The 24,562-nt window shown below is 41.6% G+C and carries 18 protein-coding genes; 6 read left to right on the top strand and 12 right to left on the bottom strand.

The annotated features are described in order from the left end of the window. Positions 1-151 precede the first annotated feature (151 nt). The 4 genes from Q0465_RS04450 to Q0465_RS04435 form a co-directional block, all read right to left on the bottom strand. Positions 152-712: an RNA methyltransferase gene (locus Q0465_RS04450; RefSeq protein WP_298613375.1), complete on the bottom strand. Its 561-nt coding sequence runs from the start codon at positions 710-712 to the stop codon at positions 152-154. A 10-nt stretch (positions 713-722) separates the two neighbouring features. Beyond that, complete coding sequence (gene miaB / locus Q0465_RS04445) at positions 723-2,045, bottom strand: tRNA (N6-isopentenyl adenosine(37)-C2)-methylthiotransferase MiaB (protein ID WP_298613372.1); 1,323 nt, start codon at positions 2,043-2,045, stop codon at positions 723-725. A gap of 156 nt (positions 2,046-2,201) precedes the next feature. Continuing rightward, positions 2,202-3,713 carry an OmpP1/FadL family transporter gene (locus tag Q0465_RS04440; RefSeq protein ID WP_298613370.1) on the bottom strand — a complete coding sequence of 504 codons (1,512 nt, stop codon included), beginning with the start codon at positions 3,711-3,713 and terminating at the stop codon, positions 2,202-2,204. 29 nt (positions 3,714-3,742) lie between these two features. Next, complete coding sequence (locus tag Q0465_RS04435; protein WP_298613367.1) at positions 3,743-5,209, bottom strand: hypothetical protein; 1,467 nt, start codon at positions 5,207-5,209, stop codon at positions 3,743-3,745. 378 nt (positions 5,210-5,587) lie between these two features. Between Q0465_RS04435 and proS the strand changes: the two genes are divergently transcribed. The 4 genes from proS to Q0465_RS04415 all read left to right on the top strand — a co-directional run bounded on the left by proS (position 5,588) and on the right by Q0465_RS04415 (position 11,962). Then, the gene (proS, locus tag Q0465_RS04430; protein ID WP_298613364.1) at positions 5,588-7,063 is read left to right on the top strand and encodes a proline--tRNA ligase; all 1,476 of its coding nucleotides are present in this window, start codon (positions 5,588-5,590) and stop codon (positions 7,061-7,063) included. Between the two features lie 120 nt (positions 7,064-7,183). Next, positions 7,184-8,404: a peptidase T gene (pepT, locus tag Q0465_RS04425; protein ID WP_298613361.1), complete on the top strand. Its 1,221-nt coding sequence runs from the start codon at positions 7,184-7,186 to the stop codon at positions 8,402-8,404. A 23-nt stretch (positions 8,405-8,427) separates the two neighbouring features. Further along, positions 8,428-9,510, top strand: a complete 1,083-nt coding sequence (gene mutY / locus Q0465_RS04420; protein WP_298613968.1) for an A/G-specific adenine glycosylase — start codon at positions 8,428-8,430, stop codon at positions 9,508-9,510. Between the two features lie 289 nt (positions 9,511-9,799). Next, on the top strand, positions 9,800-11,962 hold the full coding sequence (locus Q0465_RS04415) for a bifunctional alpha,alpha-trehalose-phosphate synthase (UDP-forming)/trehalose-phosphatase (protein ID WP_298613358.1): 2,163 nt from the start codon (positions 9,800-9,802) through the stop codon (positions 11,960-11,962). Positions 11,963-11,984: 22 nt separating this feature from the next. Here Q0465_RS04415 and Q0465_RS04410 read toward each other — a convergent pair whose 3' ends face one another. Next, positions 11,985-13,778 carry a glycoside hydrolase family 15 protein gene (locus Q0465_RS04410; RefSeq protein ID WP_298613355.1) on the bottom strand — a complete coding sequence of 598 codons (1,794 nt, stop codon included), beginning with the start codon at positions 13,776-13,778 and terminating at the stop codon, positions 11,985-11,987. Between the two features lie 175 nt (positions 13,779-13,953). On the opposite strand from Q0465_RS04410, the gene Q0465_RS04405 reads away from it, so the two are divergent. Together Q0465_RS04405 and Q0465_RS04400 are read left to right on the top strand one after the other, a co-directional pair. Beyond that, positions 13,954-15,537, top strand: a complete 1,584-nt coding sequence (locus tag Q0465_RS04405; protein WP_298613352.1) for a sulfatase — start codon at positions 13,954-13,956, stop codon at positions 15,535-15,537. Between the two features lie 200 nt (positions 15,538-15,737). Continuing rightward, positions 15,738-17,279: a sulfatase gene (locus Q0465_RS04400; RefSeq protein WP_298613350.1), complete on the top strand. Its 1,542-nt coding sequence runs from the start codon at positions 15,738-15,740 to the stop codon at positions 17,277-17,279. A gap of 114 nt (positions 17,280-17,393) precedes the next feature. On the opposite strand, the gene Q0465_RS04395 is transcribed toward Q0465_RS04400, so the two are convergent. The 7 genes from Q0465_RS04395 to Q0465_RS04365 form a co-directional block, all read right to left on the bottom strand. Further along, the gene (locus Q0465_RS04395; protein WP_298613348.1) at positions 17,394-18,329 is read right to left on the bottom strand and encodes an alpha/beta fold hydrolase; all 936 of its coding nucleotides are present in this window, start codon (positions 18,327-18,329) and stop codon (positions 17,394-17,396) included. Between the two features lie 44 nt (positions 18,330-18,373). Next, complete coding sequence (locus Q0465_RS04390) at positions 18,374-18,970, bottom strand: hypothetical protein (RefSeq protein WP_298613345.1); 597 nt, start codon at positions 18,968-18,970, stop codon at positions 18,374-18,376. A 10-nt stretch (positions 18,971-18,980) separates the two neighbouring features. Next, complete coding sequence (locus tag Q0465_RS04385) at positions 18,981-19,238, bottom strand: DUF2089 family protein (RefSeq protein WP_298613342.1); 258 nt, start codon at positions 19,236-19,238, stop codon at positions 18,981-18,983. A gap of 139 nt (positions 19,239-19,377) precedes the next feature. Continuing rightward, the gene (locus Q0465_RS04380) at positions 19,378-20,235 is read right to left on the bottom strand and encodes an ion channel (RefSeq protein WP_298613340.1); all 858 of its coding nucleotides are present in this window, start codon (positions 20,233-20,235) and stop codon (positions 19,378-19,380) included. 11 nt (positions 20,236-20,246) lie between these two features. After that, positions 20,247-21,026: a hypothetical protein gene (locus Q0465_RS04375; protein WP_298613337.1), complete on the bottom strand. Its 780-nt coding sequence runs from the start codon at positions 21,024-21,026 to the stop codon at positions 20,247-20,249. Positions 21,027-21,309: 283 nt separating this feature from the next. Continuing rightward, positions 21,310-23,355: an LruC domain-containing protein gene (locus Q0465_RS04370; RefSeq protein ID WP_298613334.1), complete on the bottom strand. Its 2,046-nt coding sequence runs from the start codon at positions 23,353-23,355 to the stop codon at positions 21,310-21,312. A gap of 340 nt (positions 23,356-23,695) precedes the next feature. Beyond that, on the bottom strand, positions 23,696-24,412 hold the full coding sequence (locus Q0465_RS04365; RefSeq protein WP_298613332.1) for an SOS response-associated peptidase: 717 nt from the start codon (positions 24,410-24,412) through the stop codon (positions 23,696-23,698). Positions 24,413-24,562: the final 150 nt, after the last annotated feature.

Genomic DNA, 24,562 nt, shown 5'->3' with positions numbered 1-24,562 from the left:
TAAACGCTTGTTGCAGAAACAGATTCACCTTTCGCTAATAAACAAAATTGAGGTTACGGAAGGATTATTTTCTCTGAACCAAAGGTTTGGTAAGGAATGAACTGTCAGACGAATTTGAATCGAATACAAAGAGCTGTCCGTTTGAAATATTTTATTTTTCTGTCCGTTTGCAGACTTCCTTAATACGGGGGTGAATCAATTCCCAGAGAACAATGCCGGCGCTGACAGAAATGTTAAATGAATGCTTGGTACCGTATTGGGGAATTTCAATACAGCCTTCTGCTTCGTCTATAATCTCCTGCTGTACGCCTTTCACTTCGTTTCCGAAAATCAGGGCATATTTCTCTTCCGGAGAAAGGGAAAAATTTTCCAGGGAAATGCTGTTTTCCGCTTGTTCTACCGCATAGACTTTATAGCCTTGGGCTTTCAATCCGGCAACGACAGGCAGGGTATCTTTACTGTATTCCCAGTCGACACTATCTTCGGCTCCCAATGCTGTTTTATGGATTTCCCGGTTGGGCGGAGTAGCTGTAATGCCGCATAAGTAAATTTTTTCAATCCGGAAAGCGTCGGAAGTACGGAAGACGGATCCTACATTATTCAGGCTGCGCACATTGTCCAGTAAGAGGACAACGGGCATTTTCGATGCTGATTTAAAAGCGTCCGGGCTTATCCGGTGGAGTTCTTCGTTCTGGCGTTTTTTATACTTCATAAAAAAGATTTTAGACAAGTTCCCCAATTAAAGTTGCTGAAGTACAGTCTTTCACTCTTACCCGGACCAGATCTCCTGTGCAGGTAGTAGTGGAAGGAAACACGATCACTTTATTCTGGCTACTGCGTCCGAACATTTCGTCCGGGCTTTTTTTAGAGGTTCCTTCAACCAATACTTCAAAGGTTTTTCCGATATCTTTCCGGTTGCTTTCGAGCGACCAGCCGATTTGCAGGTCGATGAGTTCCTGAAGCCGGCGCCCTTTGGTTTCTTCGTCGATATTATCCGGCAAACGTTTGGAAGCTACCGTACCGGGGCGTTCGGAATATTTAAACATATAGGCCAAGTCGAATTTCACTTCTTCCATGAGGGAAAGGGTTTCCCGGAAATCGGCTTCACTTTCGTTGTGAAAACCGACAAATACGTCGGTAGAGATTCCGCAATCCGGGATGATTTGCCGGATGGCCGCAATCCGGTTCAGATACCATTCCCGGGTATACTTCCGGTTCATATTTTTTAGTACCGGATTGCTTCCGGATTGTACCGGTAAATGGATTGCTTTACAAATGTTAGGATAACGGGCAATCGTTTCCAGCGTCTGATTACTCATATCTTTGGGATGAGAAGTGGCAAAACGGATACGCATGGAAGGAACTGTGCGGGCTACCAGAGCCAGTAAGGCAGGAAAGTCCACGCTTGTTTTTTCGTCTTTATACCAGTATGAATTGACATTCTGTCCCAGTAGGGTCACTTCTTTGAACCCCCGTTTCTGTAAATCGATTACTTCACCGATAATACTGTGCGGACTGCGGCTGCGTTCGCGTCCCCTTGTATAGGGAACAATACAGTAAGTACAAAAATTATTACATCCGCGCATGATGGACACGAAACCGGAAATAGAGGTTTCATCAATACGCGAAGGACAAATGTCCTTGTAAGTTTCCGTTTCGGAAAGCTGGATATTGATTGCTTTTTCCCCCCGGTTTGCTTTTTCGATCAATAACGGCAAATCCATATAGGCGTCCGGTCCTACTACAATATTGACGTTTTTTTCCTGTTCGAACAGTTTTTCTCCCAGCCGTTCAGCCATACATCCCATTACTCCGATCAGTAAACGGGGATTTTGTTTCCGGATTTCAGAAAATCCCTGTACCCTTCCTCTTACTCTTTGTTCTGCGTTTTCCCGTACCGAACAAGTATTTACCAGAATGATGTCCGCTCTGTTTTTATCTTTGACGTGTTCGAATCCTTTGGCGGTCAGAATGGCTGCTACCACTTCGCTGTCCGCTACATTCATCTGGCAACCGTACGTTTCTATATAGAATTTTTTTCCCATAAAAAAATATTACTTTTGAAGGACAAAAGTAATATTTTCAAAAGGATAAATTTTTAAAAAACGGTAAACTTTCGCAGCTTTTCTATAATTTATCCCTTTTATAAAGCCTATGAGTATTATTTCATTCAGCTGCGGGACCCGGTAACACTTTCTGTTTTAGAATTTCATCCCCACGGATACCTTCGCAATATGATTATTGTATTTGTTATTGATCGGTTCTGCGATAACATCGTATTCCGGATCTTCATCATAATAGCTGTAAAAACGTGTTATATCTTTGGAAAATTTATAAATATAAGCTGCGTCGCAGTAAAATTGACCGAAATTGAGACCGAAGCCACAGGATAAGGTTTGTATTTTATTCAGATCTTTATTGTCTTTATAAGGGCTGGCATAGAATGAATAACCTCCTCTCACACTAACCATGCTGTTTATCCGGTATTCGGCTCCTAACCTGAAATTATGGGTGGAACTCAGATAATCTTTGATCTGGTTATTTACACCGCTGCCGTCGGGTTCGTAATAATCATATCCGTCTGCTCCGTTTTTTAGCCGGGCTGAACTGTAATTTACATATTCGTAATCGAAACTGATAATTGCTTTTTGCTGAATCACTCCGGCAATACTTAAGATGGCTTTCCAGGGAGTTTTTAGATCATAGTCATACTTATAATAAGAAGGACCGCCATAATACTCTGTTTGTCCGTCTACAGGGGTTTTGTATTTAGTATACATCCCTACATCGTAAGTATCGGTCATCGAGTAATAAGTCGGGGTGTGAATCGTCGCTCCCAGCCGTAATTCGGGAATCGGCCGGTAAATAACACCGAATTTAAAGTTGGTTCCCACTCCTGTTGTTTTGAGGTGTTCTTCAAAATTAAAACGTTCCAATTCGTAGGGATTGTCCTGGTCCGGAGTTTCGGAGTATACTGATTTCATTTTATAATAAATATTCTGTAGACCGATCGTTATTCCTAAATAGAGTTTGTCTTTATAGTTTGTACCGAAAGAAAAGGCATATTCTCCCTGATAGCCGTCTTCTTTTATGATTTTTTTCTGGTTGGCACCGATAATGGCAGGTTCGAAATAAGGATTATCCTTGTTTTCGTTATCAGAAAGTATAAAATTGCTTTCAATCCCCAGCCATTGCAGTTCGCTGAAATAATCTGCCAGGTCTGCTGTCGGATTCTGACTGAGAACGTAGGCTATTAAAGCGTTGATGTCCTGTGCCAGATATTGGGAAAAAGAATTGGGGGATTTGGCGATGGCTTGAGTCGTATGCCGGTTAAAGTTATTCATATTGGTATAATTGATCCCGAAATTAATCCCTCTCCAATCAAAATTGGGATTATATAATGAGATAACGACCCCGATATCTCCCATCTGAAAAGAGTTGTCGTGTGCTGTTTGGCCTCCGGCTTTGGTATTCCCGAAATCCGGCGAAAGGGTAATGCTGGCTTCCGATTTCCGGAATACACCTATACCTGCCGGATTTACGTTTAAAGTAGAGATGTCACCACCCAGTGCTCCGAAAGCTCCGCTCATGGCTGCCGAACGGGCGGTACCGAGGGGAAGGGTTCTGGAGAATCTCAATACGTCGGCATCTGTTTGTGCAAATGCGATGCCGGAGGTTAAAAACAAGGCAACTAGTACGTATAACTTTTTCATGGCATGTCGACTGTTTTGTTAAACTTTCGTTATCTTCTTCCTCCTGAACGGGTTGATCTCGAAGGGCTTACGGATGACCTGTTGGTCCCGGTTGAGCGGGAGGGAGAATAAGTTGAGCTGCGTGTAGGCGTTCTTTGATAACTGCTGCTATTTCTCGTTGGAGAAGCAGAACGGTTACTGTTATAACTTGGCCGGTAGTTATTATACGACCGGTTGTATGTCCGGGTTGTACTACGGTTTATGCTATTGTTCGTGTTCGGTCTTACGTTGGGCCTGGTATACCGGTTTGTTCCGGTAGAACTGTTACTGGGGCGTGTATACCGGTTTGTACCGGTAGAGGAGGTTCCCGGACGCGTATATTTGTTTGTCGGCCGGGTTGTGCTGGGCCGGGTCGTTACCGACGGCCGGGTGGAGGTGCCTGTAGACGGCCGGGTGTTTACTCCCGTTGAAGGTCTGGAAGTACTGTAATTCGGCCGGGTGTTTACGTTTGGCCGGGTAACGGACGTATTGGGACGTCCTGTTACATTCGGGCGGGTATTTGTTCCCGGCCGGTTGTTCGGGCGTAAACCAATGGAACCCCCTCCGTAATTGGGCCGCAGATTACCTGGCCGGTGTGAAGGAATATTTCCGCCCGGGTGGTGATTTCCGCCGCCCCAGTGAGGCGGGTAATGTCCGTGCGGGGGACCCCAGCCCGGATATCCCCAACCGGGGTAATATCCCCACCAGGGATCGTACCAGCCACTCCAGTAAGGTCCGTACCAACCGTTATACCAAGGACGGTAAAAACCGGAATTCCAGCCGAATCCGAAATTCCATCCGGGACTTCCCCAGCCAATGTTTAGTCCGAAATTAAACTGATTGTCGAAAGCGATCACGTCGTAACGCGGATCTTCCCAGACTACCGTCCAGATATACTCAGGATAGGTTCCGAATAAAAGAGTGGAATAAAGTTTCACGTTGGTATAAGAGGGGAACCACCAATAACGACCGTTATCGGTATAAACGTTCCAATCCGGGCTAAAGGATAAATTCAAGGCAATTTCTTCTCCGTTAGCAATATACCCAAATCCGTCCGGATAACGGGCTATAATCCGTGCCGCTTCCTTCAGGTCGCTATCGCTGCCTTTAAAACCACCGATCCAGTAACCCGTATTTTCGTAAAGCGTTTCATTGACCTCCTCCGATTCGGCTAAACGTTGTTCTGCCCTGGATGTCAGGGTACTTGTACTGATTTCTTCTGTTGTACCTTGCCGGCGATTGATGACAAGTGCACTGTTCCCGGCGGTATTTTTATCCAGGGAAGGAGCAGACTGACGATTACCTGAAGTCAGGGGAATACTTTGTCCGGTGACGTTTTCCACTTCCTGTACCAGAAGCGGCTTACTGCCGGGAACAAAATATATATCGTCTTCTATCGTGTTGTTCAGACTGCGGGTAGAAGCGCAGGATGAAAATAAGATAGCCGAAACTAAAATGATATAGAAAATAATTTTCATGTAATATTCGTTTAGTTGTTTTTTATATTCTATCAAAAAGTATACCAAATTCCTGAAGAATCCTGTTTCTCTTTTAGAATTTAGACTATTCTCCTGCTGAAAGGTTTAACAGGAGCTGCGATTAAAATCAGACAATTTTGCAGGTGGGAATTATAAAATTTACGTGGATAGAACGCCGTTTTTTACTTCTGTCGTACTGTTTATATTTACTTTCCCTTCTCAGTCTGCGGGCAGGTAATAGATCCGGGACGTTTTTTCTGCATTTTATAGCTCCCTGAATTGAATATTTTATTCTCAGCTCTGTAAAAATAGTGATTTCAGATTATATATCTTAGTTTTTTGCTTAAATTTGCAGCTGTTTTATCAAAAAATAAGAAGATGGCCAAGTTTTTAACATCAAGAAATGAAGATTATTCTCAATGGTATAACGAATTAGTGACCAAGGCAGGTTTGGCGGAGCCGGCTGCTGTTAGAGGATGTATGGTGATTAAACCGTACGGATATGCAATTTGGGAAAAAATGCAACATCAATTGGATCAAATGTTTAAAGATACCGGGCATGTAAATGCTTATTTCCCCTTGCTGATACCGAAATCATTCTTTTCAAAAGAAGCTGACCATGTAGAAGGATTTGCCAAGGAATGTGCTGTAGTTACCCATTACCGTTTGAAAAACGATCCGAACGGGAAAGGAGTGGTTGTCGATCCGGAGGCAAAATTGGAAGAAGAATATATTATCCGTCCCACTTCGGAGACCATTATATGGAATACTTACCGCAATTGGATTCAGTCTTACCGGGATTTGCCTATACTTTGTAATCAATGGGCCAACGTTATGCGTTGGGAAATGAGGACGCGTATGTTTTTACGTACGGCTGAATTTTTGTGGCAGGAAGGGCATACGGCTCATGCGACAAAGGAGGAGGCGGTTGCCGAAGCCAATCAGATGGTAAGGATATATGCTGAATTTGCAGAAAAATGGATGGCTGTGCCGGTGATTATGGGTTCTAAGAGTGAGAGTGAGCGTTTTGCCGGAGCTTTGGATACCTATACGATCGAGGCCCTGATGCAGGACGGAAAAGCTTTACAGGCAGGAACTTCCCATTTTCTGGGACAGAATTTTGCGAAAGCTTTCGACGTACTGTTTACAAATCAAGCCGGAGAGCGGGATTATGTATGGGCTACTTCCTGGGGAGTTTCGACCCGGCTGATGGGTGCCCTGATTATGGCTCATTCGGATGATAACGGTTTGGTATTACCTCCGAAACTGGCCCCTTTACAGGTGGTAATTGTGCCGATTTACAAGAGCGCGGAAGGTTTGCAACGGATCAGCAAACAGGTAAGCGGGATCGTAGAGGCTTTGAAAGCGAAGGGTATTACTGTTCAATACGATGACCGGGATACTCAGAAACCGGGTTGGAAATTCGCTGATTACGAATTAAAAGGAGTACCTGTGCGTTTGGCTATGGGGGAACGGGATTTGGAAAATCATACCATTGAAGTAGCCCGGCGGGATACACTCACTAAGGAAACTTTGCCGTTGGAAGGAATTGCTGAGCATGTAGAAAAGTTATTGGATGATATTCAGGAAAATATTTACCGGAAAGCCCTTAACTTCCGTAATAATATGATTACAAAAGTTGATACTTACGAAGAATTCAAAGAATTACTGGAAACGAAAGGCGGATTTTTCCTTTGTCATTGGGACGGGACTGCGGAGACGGAAGAAAAGATCAAAGCAGATACGAAGGCGACGATCCGTTGTATTCCTTTTGACAGTCCGGAGGAAGAAGGAAAATGTATGGTTACCGGAAAACCTTCTCATCGCAGAGTCTTGATTGCAAAAGCTTATTAAGCTGTAAAATACGAAGTTAATATTTTCTGACTGGTACTTCTTCCAGTCGGAAAATAAACGGGAAATAACCTTTTTTCAGTTCTTCGGTAACGAAGCAGCAAAACCAGAATGCTTCCTTTTATGTCAGTTACGGAACGTTTTTTGAAATATGTCCAATACGACACTCAGTCGGATCCTGCTTCAGAGACATGCCCCAGCAGTCCCGGACAGCTGGTGTTTGCACATGCATTGGCTGAGGAGATGAAGGAGTTGGGACTGGAGGAAGTCGGAATTGACGAATACGGCTATTTAGGCGGTTATCTGCCTTCGAATGCGGAACGGGAGACCCAGGCTGTCGGATTTATTGCGCATTTGGACACGAGCCCGGATATGTGCGGGAGAAATGTAAAGCCTAAGATCGTCAGAGAATATACGGGGAATAATATTATCCTGGATAAACAGGAAGATATTGTCCTGACAGTGGAGAGTTCACCCGAATTGTCTAATTATGTCGGACAGGATTTAATTGTAACGGACGGGCATACTTTGCTTGGAGCTGATGATAAAGCCGGAATAGCTGAGATTTTGACGGCTATCGAATACTTGAAGAAGCATCCGGAAATAAAGCACGGAAAAATCTGTATCTGCTTTACGCCGGACGAGGAAATCGGGAGAGGAGCCGATCATTTTGATATCCGGGCATTCGGAGCCCGTTTTGCTTATACTTTGGATGGAGGTGAAATAGGAGGATTGGAATTCGAGAATTTCAATGCTGCTCAGGCAAAATTAATTTTTAAAGGCCGGAATGCTCATCCGGGGTATGCAAAAAATAAGATGGTGAATTCGATAGCCATTGCTAATGATTTTCTGAATAGTCTTCCTAAAAAAGAGATTCCTGAGCTTACTTCCGGTTATGACGGCTTTTTTCATGTGACCTCACTAAAGGGAAGTGTAGAAGAGACAGAGATGGAAATATTGATCCGCGATTTTGGGCGGGAACGTTTTGAATGGAGAAAAAGTACTGTTGAAAACGGGGTAAGGGATTTCTCTAAAAAATACGGATTGAATATTGAACTGGAAATGACCGATCAGTATTACAATATGAGGGAAAGGATAGAGCCGGCCCGTTTTGTGGTGGATATTGCCCGCCAAGCTATGGAAGAAGTAAAGGTAAAACCCCGGATTTCTCCTATCCGGGGAGGTACGGACGGGGCCAATTTATCTTATAGAGGACTGCCGACACCCAACTTATTTACCGGTGGACATAATTTCCACAGCCGGTACGAATATATCCCTGTATCTTCTATGGAAAAGGCTGTAGAGGTTTTGGTGAAAATTATGGAGCTTTGTGCGAAAATATAGGAAACGGAAAGGATGTTTGGGATATGGTAAATAATCCGGACAAGGATAAGGAATTCCGCCTGGGGCGTGTGCTGATGGATTGGTATCAGGAACATGGGCGGGAATTGCCGTGGAGAGAGACGAAAGATCCTTATTTAATCTGGATTTCTGAAGTTATTTTGCAGCAGACCCGGGTGGCTCAGGGGCTGGATTATTTCCGGCGGTTTGTCGGCCGTTTCCCGGATGTTTTGTCCTTGGCCGAAGCGGAAGAAGATGAAGTCCTGAAATATTGGCAGGGACTGGGGTATTACAGCCGGGCCCGTAATTTACATACTGCTGCCCGGGATATACGGGATCGTTTCGAGGGAAAATTTCCGGACGATTATACTGCTGTCTTGTCTTTAAAAGGAATAGGAGAATATACGGCTGCGGCCGTTTGTTCCTTTGCTTGGAACCAGCCTTATGCTGTCGTCGATGGAAATGTTTACCGGGTTTTGTCCCGGGTATTGGGTATAAATATTCCTATTGACAGTCCGGGAGGCAAGAAATATTTTGCAGAACTGGCCAAACAATTACTGCCTGTAAATCAACCGGCCTTGTACAATCAGGCCATTATGGATTTTGGAGCGGTTCAATGCGTTCCTAAGTCGCCTGCCTGTCTGTTTTGTCCCTTGCGTGACTGTTGTGTCGCTTTCGCCAGCGGACAGGTCGGACGCTTGCCGGTCAAAGCGGGAAAAACGGTTATAAAGCCCCGCTATTTCAATTATTTTCATGTCCGGTACGGAAAGGACACCCTTATCGCTCAGCGTACCGCAAAAGATATCTGGCAGAATTTATACGAATTTCCACTAATCGAGACTGAAAGGGAAATGGAATTGGAATCCCTTGCTTTGCTGCCGGATTTTAAACGTTTATTTGAAGATACCGGAGAAATCCGGCTGATCCGTCGTACGGAAACTTTTAAACATGTGCTTTCCCACCGCATTATCTATGCCCGTTTTTACGAAATAAAAGTGGAAAAATTGTCTTCTGCTTTACAACAGTACAGAATTATTCCGGAAACTGCTTTTGAAAATTATGCCGTTTCCCGTCTGATCAGTCTGTATTGGGAAGGACGGGAAAAATAGAGGTGCATTCCCGTCTGATGAGTAACTGTCTGACAATTTAATGACACATGAACTGTGGGTTCTGAAAGCGAATGAATTACCCGTTTTAATTCCCCTTGCCGATTTTCAGAAGTCTTTTTCAGCTGATTCAGCAATAAACCCTCTTCCTCTTCCCGCCGTTGTCCATCCTCTCATTCTTACATTTGAACACTTAAACATTTTCACATTTCTCCAGTCCCCCTTAAACCTTCGAATCCTATTCCCGTATATAGGGAGAAGCAGAGATCGATAAGACAGAGGAGGGAAGGGGATGAGGCTTTTTATCATTTCAAACCGATTACCATTAAAAGCTCAAAAAACAGGAAAAGAATTCAAATTTACGCGGAGTGAAGGAGGTTTAGCTACGGGCTTGGATTCTTTGGAGATGTCTTTGGAGAAATATTGGATTGGTTGGCCGGGTGTATATGCAGAAAATGAAAAGGAAAGAGAAAAAATTCGGACTTATCTGGAAAAATTTCATTACTTTCCCGTCTTTCTTTCTCCGGCACAGATACGTGATTATTATGAAGGGTATAGCAATAGCACTGTGTGGCCGCTCTGTCATTATTTTTTCTCTTACGTACAATATGACCGTAGTTTCTGGGAGGCTTACCGCCAGGTGAATCAGTTATTTTGTGAAATAGCTGTTCCGCTGATCCGGCCGGACGATATTGTCTGGGTACAGGATTACCAGTTGATGTTGCTCCCCGCTTTGTTGAGGAAACATTTCCCCTCTGTGAGTATCGGCTATTTTCATCATATTCCTTTTCCTTCTTATGAATTGTTCCGGGTATTACCGGAGAAAGCGGAGGTATTAAAGGGCTTGTTGGGAGCGGACCTGATCGCTTTTCATACTCACGACTATATGCGGCATTTTAGTATAGCAGTCCAACGGGTGTGTAATTTGAATTTCTGCTTCGGAGAAGTACGGTTGGTGAACCGTGTCGCACACGTGGATGCTTTTCCGATGGGAATCAATTATCCCTTGTATTATGACTGCATTTTAAGGCCGGAAGTGGAAAGTGCCTTTTGCCGGCTAAGCCAGAATTTGGGGAAATATAAGCTGATCCTGACAGTGGATCGTTTGGATTACAGTAAAGGAATTTTACATCGGCTGAGGGGATTTGAACTTTTTTTAGAAAAGCATCCGGAGTATAGGGAAAAAGTATCTCTGGTCATGATCGTCGTACCTTCCCGGGATCAAGTAAAAAAATATGCTGATTTAAAAATGAAAATGGAAGAAATGCTCGGTGCGGTTAATGGAAGATATGCCACTTTGAACTGGACTCCCATTCATTATTTTTATCATGGATTCCCTTTTGAAGAATTGGTGGCTTTATATCACCTGGCGGACGTTGCTTTGGTGACACCCTTACGGGACGGCATGAATTTGGTAGCGAAAGAATATGTGGCGGCAAAACGGGAGCGGACAGGGGTACTGATACTGAGTGAGATGGCAGGTGCTGCTATCGAGTTGCCGGAAGCTATTCTGATCAACCCCAATGATATCAATGAAATTGAGAAAGCCCTTTGTAAAGCGTTACAAATGCCGGAACAGGAACAATTGAAGAAAATAAAGCGGATGCAGCAAGTTATTTCCCGTCAGACCGTTAATAAATGGGCATCCGATTTTGTTACAGAACTTCGTACAATCCGTCAGAGAAATGATGTTTTGTGCCGGAAACTGATCGAATCCGGCTTAAAGGACCGAATCCGGGCAGCCTATCATAGGGCTTTACACCGGCTGATTATGTTGGATTACGACGGTACCCTGGTGGGTTTTACGGAAGAACCTCAGGATGCTGTCCCCGGTACGGAATTATATGAAATACTTCGGAGACTGGTAGAGGACCGGAAAAATAAAGTAGTGATATGCAGCGGAAGGGATCAGGAAACCCTGGAGCGTTGGTTCGGGTATTTGCCGTTGGAAATAGCTGCAGAACACGGAGCTTTTTACAAAGCTCAGGGGCACTGGATACAGAATATACACGGAGAATTGTGGAACCAGGAGATTGTAAGCCTTTTACAACAGATGATTGATAAAACTCCCGGTTCTATTCTGGAAATCAAACGGACTTCAATGGTATGGCACTACCGGAATGTCAATAACTGGTTGGCAGGAGTAAGAGAGAAACAACTGGTCAATTTTTTAAAAGAACCTTGTGCCCGGTTGGGATTACAGATAATGCGCGGAAATAAAATCATAGAGATCAAGTCTCCGGTTTGTACGAAAGGAGCTGTCGTTCAGAAATTGTTGGAAAAGGAAGATTATGATTTTATGATGGCTGTAGGAGATGATACAACCGATGAAGATATGTTCCGGGCTATGCCTTCCGGAGCCATTACGATAAAAATAGGGGAATTGTCGGAAAATGCCCGTTATAATCTGGCAAAACAATCTCAGACTTTGCCTTTCCTGAAAGATTTATTGTAAAAATAACACTTATTCCGGATCTTTAAGGCATTAAAAATTTGGATGCAGGGATTTCCTGGGAAAATAAAAGGGCCGTATTAATGAGAGCCAGGTGGGAATAAGCTTGGGGAAGATTTCCCAGTGAAGTTTTCGTGTCGAAATTCAGATCTTCGCTGAATAGGCCGACGGAATTGGAATATGTAACTATCCGTTCGAAAATTGCTTGGGCTTCTTCTTTTTCTCCGATGACATACAACGCCCGGATCAGCCAGAAAGTACAGATGGTAAAAGCAGAAGAAGGGGTTCCAAAATCATCATGAGCTGTATACCGGTACATCAGGCCTTTGTGGTAGAGAGCGGCTTGTACAGCCTTTACCGTTTTCCGGTAACGGACATCCTGAGCAGAAATAAAACCGTATTTTTCCATGAGGAGTAGAGAAGAATCGAATTCCAGATTGTCGTATGCCTGAGAGAAACTTTGTAATTCTTCTTTCCAGCCTTTTTCCATTACGTCCTTTTGAATCAGTTCAGCTTCTTTTCCCCAGCGTTCGGCATATTTTTTCTCATTGAGAATATTTGCAATTTTGTAAGCCCGGTTTAAAGCTACCCAACACATGACTTTGGAGAAAACAAAATGCTCTTTCCGGTTGCGGATTTCCCAAATTCCTTCGTCGGGTTTCCGCCAATCCTTTGTAATCGTGTAGGCGATAATTTTTACAATAGCCCATACTTCTTCCACCTCATCCTGGGTTCCCGGATCAAAACGGTAATATTTGTATATGACATCCATCAGATAACCGTATGAATCGTTTTGTTTTTGATTGTAGGCTCCGTTTCCGATACGGACGGGACGGGAGTTTTCAAAACCGGCTAAATGAGGTAAAATTTCTTCAGTAAGAACTTTTTCTCCCCGGATCCCATACATAATCTGGAAATCTCCGTATTCCGACTTGATGATCCGGCGGATAAAGCCGATAAACCGTTTGGCTCCTTCTTTGTGCCCCGTCTCCAGTAAAGTTTCGATCGACATGGAAGCATCCCTCAGCCAGCAAAAGCGATAATCCCAGTTCCGTACGTCTCCTATGGTTTCCGGGATACTGGTTGTTACGGCTGCTAAAACGGCTCCCGTATACTGATACGACATCAATTTCAACACCAGCATACTGCGTATGATCAGGTCGTTGTAGAGGGTATAGTTTTTGGAACGGTTGTTCCAGTTGAGCCAATATACTTTTGTCCGCTCAAATTCCAGACATACGAGTTCTAAATTTACCGGAATAAGCTTTTGATGAGCAGAGAGTAAGATATATTGATCCTGAGAGAGGGTAATTTCTGCTGATTGTTGAATGGTTGTCAACGAAAATCCGGTATAGAGATAAATGGCTTTGTTTTCGTCTGTTGCAGCATAAGATTTGATATATTTTCCCGTATTTTCGTGTGTAACCGGGTCCCGGGCATAATTAGGAGCTGGTTGGTAACGGATACGGAATTTCGGAGCCCCTTGCTTATACCGGATATAGCGGTAAATTTCCGGGGCCAGGTAATAATCGTGATCGGAAGTTTTATAGCGGGGCATAAAGTCCAGTACTTCAAACCAGTCTTCTGCCCGTTTGTAAACCGTTGAGAGAATATTGGTGTTATCCAGGTATTGTTGAGTAATGGTGTAATCGTCCGGTACAATCAGTTCACAACATCCTCCCTTTTCTTCGTCCAGAATACGGGCAAAGACAGAAGGAGAATCGAAATCCGGAAAGCAACACCAATCGACGCTCCCTTTGGCGGATATTAATGCTGCTGTCCGGCAATTTCCAATAACACCGTAGTCTAATGTTTTCATTGTTTTTCAATTGAACTTATCTTCATACTACTGTTTTACCGGCTTTTTTGTTTCGTTTTGGAAGGAGGATTGAAGTTTCAGGTATTTTATACCTTATCCTTAAAACTGTAAAATATTTTAAGTAATTTTTTATAATTTTGAAACCGTTCTTTCGTAAAAATATAAAAGTAAACTTATGGTAAATTCTTATTCTTACCTGGTTCCTGTAGCCGGCTTAGTCGCTTTGCAGGGTTGCCAGTCCAAAGCCCAAAGAAAGCAGGAAGATCGTAAACCATTGAATATCGTGTATATCATGACAGATGATCATGCACAGCAGACGATAAGTTGTTATGATAAACGGTATATTCATACCCCGAATCTCGACCGGATAGCCCGGGAGGGGGTGAAGTTTACGAACAGTTTTGTCTGTAATTCACTTTCCGGGCCAAGCCGGGCCGTATTGTTGACCGGGAAGCACAGTCATAAAAATGGTTATACCGATAATACAGACGGAGCTGTGTTTGATGGCGGGCAACAGACTGTGCAGGAATTGTTACAGGCAGGCGGCTATCAGACGGCAATGATCGGAAAATGGCATCTGGGAGGTATTCCGACTCATTTTGATTACTGGACAATTCTGCCGGGGCAGGGAGATTATTATAATCCGGATTTTATCACTCCGGAAGGAAAAGTACGGTACGAAGGGTATGTGACGGATATTATTACGGATATGGGAATTGACTGGCTGCGTACAAAGAGGGATACCACAAAACCTTTTTGTCTGTTTGTCCACCATAAAGCAATACATCGGAATTGGATGGCTGACACTGCTGATCTGGCATTGTTTGAAGATAAGACTTTTGAGTTACCTGCCAATTTCCGTGACGATTATCAGGGGAGAATAGCAGCCGGCAGACAGGAAATGAGTATTGATAAAGATATGACATTGATTTATGACCTGAAAATGCTGGATGATCAGGTGGAAGACCACTACCGGACGTTGTATCTGCGCCAGAAGGATACATTGGGGACTTACGGGCGGATGAATGCGGCACAGAAGGCGGTCTGGGATCGTCATTATCAACCTATAATAAAGCAGTTTAAAGAGGCAAAGCTGAAGGGTAAAGCTTTGGCGGAATGGAAGTTCCAACGGTATATGCGGGATTATTTGAAAGTGGTGAAATCTCTGGACGAGAATGTGGGACGATTGTTGGAGGAATTGGAAAAAGAAGGATTATTGGAAAATACAGTGGTGGTTTATGATTCAGATCAGGGATTTTATATGGGAGAACACGGTTGGTTTGACAAGCGTTTTATGTATGAAGAATCTATGAGAACTCCTTTGATTATGCGGCTTCCGAAAGGATTTGAACGGAGGGGGGATATCCCGCAGTTAGTGCAGAATATCGATTATGCTCCCACTTTTCTGGATCTGGCGGGTTTACCGATACCGGAAGATATGCAAGGGGTATCCCTCCTGCCTCTGTTAAAAGGGGAAAATCCGGCTGATTGGCGAAAATCTTTGTATTATCATTATTATGAATATCCGGCCGAACATTCAGTATGCCGGCATTATGGAGTTCGTACTGAACGTTATAAATTAATACATTTTTACAAGGATATCGATAGTTGGGAATTATTTGATTTGCAGGAAGATCCTACGGAAATGCATAATTTATACGGACAACCGGGTACAACAGAAATTACACAGGAGTTAAAGGCCGAATTGGAGCGTTTACAAATTCAATACGATGATCCTATCCGGAGATTGAATAATTAAAGTGATTTTTCCGTAGAGAAATGCTGGTGACGTAGGCGGAGACAATTATTCAAACCGGTGAAATTCAGGGGAGTCCGGTTGAGGATAACCCCCATTATTGATATGCTGCTGGTTTCGGGTTTAAGAGTGTCGGAGAAGGAAAGGGTAAATGCCGGGTCACTTGTGTTTGTAAGTGTTTGATAATTGAAAACTTTTGATATATGTATAAAAAACGATGGTTGTCATTGGCTGTAGTTCCTTTGGCTGGTTGGGGGAGTATAGAAGCTGCCCAGCCGGAAAAGCGTCCCAATATCATTTTGTTTCTGGTAGATGATATGGGTTGGCAGGATACGTCTGTTCCCTTCGGGAAACAGCGCACTGTGGCGAATGACAAATTTGAGACACCCAATATGGAACGTTTGGCTGCAGAGGGAGTTAAGTTTACTCAGGCCTATGCATGCAGTATCAGTTCTCCCAGTCGTTGTAGTTTGTTCTCCGGAATGAATGCGGCCCGGCATAGGGTCACCAACTGGACTTATCCTAAAAATGAAACAACTGACAGGAAAAGCGGGGTTTTACAATTGCCCGAATGGAATATGAACGGTATTTGCCAGGTAGCGGGCATTGAACATACCTGTCAGGTGACTTCTCTGGCACAAGTACTGAAAGATAACGGCTATCATACGATTCATTGCGGCAAGGCTCATTTCGGGGCATTGGATACTCCCGGGGAAAATCCATGTCACATGGGGTTTGAAGTGAATATAGCGGGGCATGCAGGAGGAGCTCCTGCTTCTTATTTGAGTGATAAAAATTATGGTAACCGTACCGATGGAAAACCTAATTCGTGGTTTGCCGTGCCCGGACTGGAATCCTATTGGGGAAAAGATATTTTTTTATCGGAAGCTTTAACCCTTGAAGCTGAAAAGGCTTTGGACAAAGCCCGCCAATATGATCAGCCTTTTTTCTTGTATATGGCCCATTATGCTGTACATGTGCCCATTGATAAAGACCGGCGCTTTTATCAGAAATACCTGGATAAAGGACTGGATCCCAGAGAAGCTGCTTATGCTTCTTTAGTTGAAGGAATGGACAAAAGTTTAGGCGATTTGATGGATTATCTGGAAAAGTATAAGCTGGCGGATAATACGATTATTCTGTTTATGTCGGATAATGGAGGTCTGGCTTCGGAGCCGGAGTGGAGGGATGGTAAGCTGCATACTCAGAATGCTCCTCTGAACAGCGGGAAAGGATCTGCATATGAAGGAGGTATACGGGAACCGATGATAGTGAAATGGCCGGGGGTTACAAAAGCCGGAACAGTTTGCGATAAACCGTTGATTATCGAAGATTTTTATCCTACTATTCTGGAAATGGCCGGAATAAAGCACTATAAAACAGTTCAGAAAGTCGACGGACTGAGTTTTGTACCCTTATTGAATACGACGGGAGATCCTTCAAAAGGTCGTAATTTTTATTGGAATTTTCCGAATTTATGGGGAAATACAGGCCCTGGAATCGGTCCTACGGCTACTATACGAAAAGGGGATTGGAAGCTGGTTTATTATTATGACAGTGGGAAAAAAGAATTATTTAATATCAAAGAAGATATAGGAGAAGCGTACAACCGTAAAGGGCAATACCCTAGATTGGTTAAAAGGCTTTCAAAAGAGCTGGGGAATTATTTGCGGAAGGTGGGGGCTCAGCGTCCTGCTTATAAGGCAACGGGTAAACCGGTTCCCTGGCCGGATGAAGTGAAGTGAGGAGACTGACTGGAAGAGAAGGATAGTCCCGGACAACCGGGCATTCAACCGGGTTTGTATAAAACCGGAAGTTGTAGAAAAAAGACAATTTCAGCTACAGCTTCCGGTTAATTTTTACTTTTTAATAAAGCGGATGATCATTTCTCCGAATGAGGTATTTAAGGGAAGATCGGGTTTCGTATAAACCTGCTCAACTTGTGTAAATTTATCCATAGTGTCGCAGTCCTTCATAAGATGGCTCATGCCCGGAATAATATGCATTTCTGCCTGAGGGCAGGCTTTTGCCAGTGCTTTCGCATCTTCTACGGAACATTGAATATCATGGTCTCCCTGGAGAATCAAAACCGGAATATGCAAACGGCTGATTTCCTGACGGGGATTGTATTTATAACAGGAAATCAGATAGGGCTGTACGGAAGGGCGGAAAAGGGCATATACAAAAGGGGAGGGATTGGCTACGGTATCTCCCTTTTCCAATTTGTCGATAATCGGCGTACAAATATCTTGGATCTGTTGGGGCTGTGAGGTTAATTGCCTGCGGAGCAGGTCCGACATTTTTTCTCCGCTTCCGGCTATGGAAATAAATTGGGAGACTGAAGGATTACCGATGGCGGCTAACATACCGATCAGAGAACCTTCACTATGTCCGGCCAGAATAATTTTACTGAACCTTTTATCTGCCTTTAAAAAAACGACCCAGGCTTTTACATCGTTTACATAATCTTCAAAACGGATGTCCGCTTCTTCACTACCGGCAGCAGCGCTGGCAGCAATCCCGCGTTTATCATACCGCAAAGATGCAATTCCGTTTCGGGCTAATAATTCGGCCAGCATTTTTAAAGAATTGTTTGTCATCATCGGATTGTTCCCGTTCCGGTCAGTGGGACCAGAGCCGGCAATGAGAAGGACAACCGGAACAGTATTGTCTTGTGAAGGGATAAGGAGGGTTCCGTAGATTTCTCCAGTTGGTGTTTTTAACACGGCAGCTTCTTCCTGGGCCATTACGTTGTGAAGTCCCAGACAAAGTATTAAAGAAAAAAGAATTTTCATAAGCTATAGATTAAAAGTGTATGGAGCTCTTTAGGGCATTTTATTTATATATAAAACAGATGAATCAAATACACAGCTGCAATATCTCCTAGAATAACGGACAAAGTATAAGTGATTCCGAGTCGTGCACCTTTGAGATTACAAGAGATTTTCAGTGCTTTGAACATCCAGATTAAAGTCCAGATCAGAAAGAGAGTCGCGATCAGGATAAGAATAATTCCTGTAAGGATCTCCGGACGGGTAATCCATTCCGGCGTAATGTCTGACGGCTGAATATGCATCAAACCTTGAACGGACGGGAAAAAACCGAAAATGCCTATTCCCAGTAGAGGAAGCTGTGCAAAAGCTGTAGTCCCTCCTACGTCTACTACTCTTATTTTTGAACGGGAAAAGAGTATCCCTGAGAGATAAAACAAAAGAGCGGGTACAAGCCAGATGATCAGATGCTCTGCAAAAAATACTCCGAAGGTATCTGCAGGAGCAGGACCCAGATGAAGTAAACCTTGAAAGTGAAGGCCTGTCAACCAGCACAAAACGGCATTCAGACAGATTCCTGACAGTCCGGTCCACAAGGCTGTTCCCCCTGCAATCCATATAAACGGATTTTGTAGTTTTTGCCAAAAGGTAAAATGTTTTTCCATAAGAGATCATTTAAGCTAGTTTGTCAATCAGATCGTCCAATAAATTGCGGACTGTAGGGTAACTCAGATTCATGTTTTTAGCCATCTCTTTCAAACTTCCTCCTGCCCGGATAAAATCAATGATAAAATTTTGTTCTTTTTCAGATAAACGGATTAAAGGCGGAAGTTCAAAAGATCCGCATACTTCTGTGTTACATTGAGCACAGTGAAGTTTACTTACTTTCAGAGATGCATTACATCCGGGGCATTTTACAGGTAGTTTAGACATTCATCGTTGTTTTATTTATTCTATCGACAAATATAAGAAGATGTTCTCTATTATTCAATTTATTTTGAATAATATTCACTATTAATTCAATAAAATTTATTTTTTAATAATTTAAATTGAAAAAATAATTTGTATTAAATCAATTTTTACCCCATTGCTGAATATATTCTTTTATTTCATTGACAATTTTTGTTCTATCGTCTTCCGAGTAGTATATGAGTTCATTCAGATTTGGGTAACATATTTTAGTTCGCTTTATTTTCTGATTTTCTACAATATATTCATAGAGAAGCTTACTGTCTTTAGCAAATTCTATATCTTTGAGGAAGTAGTCTTTTTCTACCATAAAAGAATCCCCGAATTTCCCGAATTTTCCAAATATTAAAATAGATATCTTTCCGTTTTGGTTCACTTCATTTTTATCTAAAACAGATTCCAGAAATGTTTTCGGAAATTTATTTAATTCAAAAGAAAAACGGAATGTTTTTTCGATATAAGGTATATTTTGAGAGAACTTGGTTTCACCATTCCGGGTATAGGTATTATTTAAATTCTTATAATAAAAATAAATCAACTGGCAATTAAGATCGTATAGTTTTGATGTATTTTTATTTGCAATTTTCACAGATAAAGTGAGTAATCCATTGCATCCATCGCTGGTTCGTTTTCTGATTATTAATTTATCAGGAAACAGGATTCGTGGGGGACGGTTCAGTATAAAATAAAAAATTATGCCCGTTAAGACTGGAAGGAGTATACTGACAATAAGGTATTGAATGACAATAACGATGCGCATTTCTTTTACGGGTATTATTTCACCGTAATTGATTGCTGCAAAATTCATTTGTGCAAAATACCACCAACTTAAAAAATCCGTTTGTTTTGCGTTATATTGATTGGCCAGTTCATAGTAAATAAATCCGAAAATAATATTTAATACAATGAATATAAGTAGGTATATAAAAATAACTTTTATTAAATTCTTGTTGAAACGCATGGAAGACTATTTTAATGGATATTGATAATGATCACAGCTTTATCATCACTTCGTTTTGGTGTTGTAGATGAAGATTCAATCTGGATTGTGGATTCTATTATATGCTGAGGAGTTGTTTCAGCGATTATGGCGGTGTTTTTTGAATCAAAATAGGGATTAAGGCCATCTGAAGCCAGTATTAGCTTGTCTCCGGCTTGTAATTCCAGTTTTCCATATTCGATGAGATCTAGGGCTTGGGGTTGTCCGTTAAAAACACCGTAACAGTACGGATGTTTTTTATTATTGACAATTTCATTCCGGATATAATCGGAAGAAAATTCATGGAGATGTTTGTGAATCCTTTCTGTTTGGGAATGAGTGAATAAATAAATGTTCGAATTCCGAATGAGTCTTCCGCTACAGTCTCCGTTATAAGCATAGTAAAACGTACCGTCTTTAATGATTGAAATAATGCCTACTGTTCCAGGCAAAAAACTCCAATTGTTTTGTTGTTGATTGTAATTTCGGATTTTTTTATTGGCATGGAATATAGAATTCTTTAAAAGTTCGAAATAATCGGAATTTATATATTCTAAGAGTTTTTTATGTACTTCATCCCCGAAAAGCTTTGAAACAATAGCGGATGGACTGGGGTTAGGATATTTACCGTTAATTTTATTTCTCGTAACTCCGTCAAGGAGAATATAGATGTAATGGAGATCATCTTCAATCAAATAATCTTCATTCGGTTTGAAAAATGCTGCTCTGTTTGGGTTAATACCGCTACAACTGGATATATTAAAATTATTCATGTCTTTCTTTTGAGTTAACTTTTTGAAAAATAGTACTTTACAAAGAAGTAAATTTTCAATAGATGAAGAAAGTTTCTACAAATATAAAAATAATAAAGTTCTACAAATAATTTTAATCTTGTAAAATAAAATGTTTACTATTTTTCAGTTATACTTTTCTTGTTCTTATTTTTATAGAGAAGAGATCCCGAACTGATGATTTTTCAGTAAAGCAAATAAAAAATTACACATTAGGGCACGTCCCTAATGTGTAATTTTAGAAAAGGAAGGAAAAAGTTAACTATTACTGATTCGGTCCTTCGTAGTGCAGATACCAGTCTGTGTCCTGGCTCCCTTTTGAATCTGCCCAGGTTTTAAACTTCGGATATTCCTTATCGATAGAAACTCTTTCAGTTACCACGTGGAAATTGGTAATGGGAAGCTGTATAGCGAAAGGATAGGCTCCCTCTTTGTCTAAAAAATAGGCGTCATTCTTTGTTCCGGACAATTCCGGGTTGGCAAATGCTGTGGCCGTTTTTTTAGGCAGGTGAACTTCTGTTCTGTTCCTGCTCTCTTCTTGATAATTGGGAAGTATAAAAGGGTTATAATTTTTCATAATACTGGCCGCGTCATTTGTTTCGTAGGACAAGGGTGACGTAAACTCCCGTGTGACCGAATAGCCGATTCCGGCTTCAACGGCTGATTTTATATCGGTAAATACTAAAAAGGTCGGCAGATTTTGTCCGGCTTCTTCTTTCGTCCCATTGAGGAAAGTAGTTTGCTTAGAGGCCAATGCTTCGGGAATCTGATAACCGAAGGCATTTTTATAAATCGCTCCGTTATGAACGGGTATAAATTTATCAACGATTTTGGTAATTTGGTTTTTGGTATTAAAAGAGACTTCGATTTTATATTCTACCACCACATCATTCATATCGTAGTCCCCGCCGTTTGGCCATATATCTTCGAAAGCCAGGGTGCCTTCTGCAATATTGGTCTGATCGGGAATATTAATATCTTCCTCTCCTTCGTCTATAGAAGGGACTCCCGGTTTTGCCGGATCGACTATTGCTTTGACCGGGTCGGCTTCTACATAGAATAAAATATCTTCATAACTATTATCATTTCCGTCTTCAAAACCGATAATCATTTTTTGGGTAGTTTTATCGAATACAGTTATGCAACGGCTTTTCCCTCCGGAGTTAGCACTTTGATTGGAATAATAGAAGGGTTTCTGGGTATTGATTTTATTGTTGCTGGTATTATAAGCATCCGGCAATATAAACCATCCGATCGAATAGCCGGACGGGAAATTGTCACTGGCCGGTTTATCGTAATTTTCTCCAAAATATTTCAGGCGGATTTTCTGTCCTCTTTCCAAAGGGGCGTTATAATAAGCAGAATTACCATACGATTTATCGTAAGGGTCGTCCCAGCCTTGGGATACATTGGGTAAAATAATATATTTCGGTAAATCTTCAATTTTGATTTTTCCTTCCTTAAAATCTGCTGTATTGTAATAATAGTATCCTAAAGTACTTTTATATCCGGCTCTTTCGTTCAGGTAGACAAAGTCTATGCGGGCTGATTGGATGACTTCGCCGTCAGCGGCAAATTTTGAAATGCTGACATTTGTCAGATCCTCTGTGCTGATGAGATTGGAATTATTTTGTTTCTTATTTAATCCGTCTATAATGCCTCCTAATTTACTTTGCAATCTGGTAAAGAGGGTACCTATTGTTTCATGATTTCCCAGATTTTTAACCGTTTCTGTTATATAATCCGACGGCAAACGTCCGTGATTTCCCCATTCACATAATGAATAAAGACTGTAACTGGCATTAATTGTAAAAGGAAAACCAGTTGTTACGAAGTCTTTGTTTCTGTCATATTGTACGCGGCTTGTCGGGGCTGCCGCCGTACTGTTGGAATAAGTGATTTGTCCGTTGGCTATTTCCAATTCTACACATTCGGGAACAAACAGATAACCGGAACAGAGATATACTTTTTTTACTGCTGTGGGTAAAGTGATCTCTCCTGAATAATTGCAATTCTGATCTGTATAAGCTTTAAAAACAGGAGTTATTCCTTCTTTCAGCGTCCGGATTCCATCTCTATCATCGATGGGATTTTCCGTATAAACGGCTAATAAGGCTTGATAACCCGGGATGTTGTATTGAATATCCAAAGCGACTTTATTATCCGTATTAAAATCAAAATAATTATCAGCCGGAGGAAGTTGTGTACTGTTCGGATCGTACACATCGTGATTTTGACACCCATATAATCCAGCAAATAGTAAAATTATAATTATATGAGCAATGTTTTTTAAAATATGCATTTGTTTCATAAGCTAGTTGTATTTATATATATATCAAAATTAAGTCAAAAGTTAAAAAAATAATACGGATTTTTTTTTTGTCTATTCATTTGTCTATTATTTGGAGGAAATTTAAATTTTTATAAGCCGGTACAATGCTTAAAAGTCCATAGGATTTATTCTAAAAATCTTATGGATATTTTGAGGGTCTGTTTTGCATTTTTAAGTTTCAGCAAAACCGTTTTTTGTTTATAAATAAAAATCTTTTTCACAAAGATAAATATAAAAACAAAATTATAAAAAATAAACTTTATTTCATTATTAGGATTTATATTTTATTAGGAAATAAAGAGAAAAATATAATTTTCATTTAGCCACCCGGGGACGTTTTTCGCGGGAGAAGGATATCCGGATCGTGGGGAGATTTTTTAAGAAAGTTATTATCAATTACATAGGCTTCCATCCGGTTGGAGTCAAAAGGTTGCAAAAACGCTTCAATTGTATTCCGGTTTAATTCCGGGAAGAGCCAATTTTCTTCTTCTTCCCTGCTTAGAAGAGCGGGCATGCGGAAATTTGTATTGTGGATACAGCGCATTAAATCATTGGCTTCTGTCGTAATAATGGAAAAAGTATAGAGAATTTGCTGCGTTTGCGGACATTTCCATTCGGAATAAATTCCGGCCATAGAGAATATTTCTTCCTCTTTTACATAAATGAAATAAGGCGTTTTTTCCCCGTTTTCATGTCTCCAGTCAAACCAGCCGGTAGAAGGGATTAAGCAGCGTTTCGTCGTAATGGAATCGCGAAAGGAAGGTTTGTTGAAAATACTTTCTGCCCGGGCGTTGTACGTTTTGGTTCGAATGGATTCGGCATTTTCCGCTGTTTTTGTCCAAAAGGGGATAAGTCCCCAATGATAAAGCTGGATTTCACGGGAATCGGTAATTACGGGATAAAGGGGATTCGTAAAGGCAGAGACATGATATAGATTTTCTGCGCATTCTGCTTCAGTTTCCGGAAAACCGAGTTTGCGTTGATAACGGTTTGCCAGCTGTTTGGCTTTTTTGGTCATCGAATTGTGAAAACACATAAGTGTCAAATTTTGTTATCGCCTGGGGGAGAATAAACTTTTTATTTTAAAAGTTACCTTCCATTGCCCTTTCTGTCCTTACGGATTTTTGTATATTCGTTTTTATATCCTCCCTGACATTCTGGTTTTAGGGATATTTTATACGTTAGT

The sequence above is a fragment of the uncultured Odoribacter sp. genome (assembly GCF_937966165.1).
Taxonomy (GTDB): domain Bacteria; phylum Bacteroidota; class Bacteroidia; order Bacteroidales; family Marinifilaceae; genus Culturomica.
The sequence above is the reverse complement of the archived record's forward strand: the minus strand, read 5'-3'. Positions and strand labels throughout refer to the sequence as shown.

Excerpts from the sequence above, each read along its gene's own strand:
- Q0465_RS04375 (WP_298613337.1), bottom strand. The coding sequence starts at position 21,026 with ATGAATAATTTTAATATATCCAGTTGTAGCGGTATTAACCCAAACAGA.
- Q0465_RS04370 (WP_298613334.1), bottom strand. The coding sequence starts at position 23,355 with ATGAAACAAATGCATATTTTAAAAAACATTGCTCATATAATTATAATT.
- Q0465_RS04380 (WP_298613340.1), bottom strand. The coding sequence starts at position 20,235 with ATGCGTTTCAACAAGAATTTAATAAAAGTTATTTTTATATACCTACTT.
- miaB (WP_298613372.1), bottom strand. The coding sequence starts at position 2,045 with ATGGGAAAAAAATTCTATATAGAAACGTACGGTTGCCAGATGAATGTA.
- Q0465_RS04440 (WP_298613370.1), bottom strand. The coding sequence starts at position 3,713 with ATGAAAAAGTTATACGTACTAGTTGCCTTGTTTTTAACCTCCGGCATC.
- Q0465_RS04415 (WP_298613358.1), top strand. The coding sequence starts at position 9,800 with ATGAGGCTTTTTATCATTTCAAACCGATTACCATTAAAAGCTCAAAAA.
- Q0465_RS04405 (WP_298613352.1), top strand. The coding sequence starts at position 13,954 with ATGGTAAATTCTTATTCTTACCTGGTTCCTGTAGCCGGCTTAGTCGCT.
- Q0465_RS04450 (WP_298613375.1), bottom strand. The coding sequence starts at position 712 with ATGAAGTATAAAAAACGCCAGAACGAAGAACTCCACCGGATAAGCCCG.
- Q0465_RS04435 (WP_298613367.1), bottom strand. The coding sequence starts at position 5,209 with ATGAAAATTATTTTCTATATCATTTTAGTTTCGGCTATCTTATTTTCA.
- Q0465_RS04365 (WP_298613332.1), bottom strand. The coding sequence starts at position 24,412 with ATGTGTTTTCACAATTCGATGACCAAAAAAGCCAAACAGCTGGCAAAC.
- mutY (WP_298613968.1), top strand. The coding sequence starts at position 8,428 with ATGGTAAATAATCCGGACAAGGATAAGGAATTCCGCCTGGGGCGTGTG.
- pepT (WP_298613361.1), top strand. The coding sequence starts at position 7,184 with ATGTCAGTTACGGAACGTTTTTTGAAATATGTCCAATACGACACTCAG.
- Q0465_RS04395 (WP_298613348.1), bottom strand. The coding sequence starts at position 18,329 with ATGAAAATTCTTTTTTCTTTAATACTTTGTCTGGGACTTCACAACGTA.
- Q0465_RS04400 (WP_298613350.1), top strand. The coding sequence starts at position 15,738 with ATGTATAAAAAACGATGGTTGTCATTGGCTGTAGTTCCTTTGGCTGGT.
- Q0465_RS04385 (WP_298613342.1), bottom strand. The coding sequence starts at position 19,238 with ATGTCTAAACTACCTGTAAAATGCCCCGGATGTAATGCATCTCTGAAA.
- Q0465_RS04390 (WP_298613345.1), bottom strand. The coding sequence starts at position 18,970 with ATGGAAAAACATTTTACCTTTTGGCAAAAACTACAAAATCCGTTTATA.
- proS (WP_298613364.1), top strand. The coding sequence starts at position 5,588 with ATGGCCAAGTTTTTAACATCAAGAAATGAAGATTATTCTCAATGGTAT.
- Q0465_RS04410 (WP_298613355.1), bottom strand. The coding sequence starts at position 13,778 with ATGAAAACATTAGACTACGGTGTTATTGGAAATTGCCGGACAGCAGCA.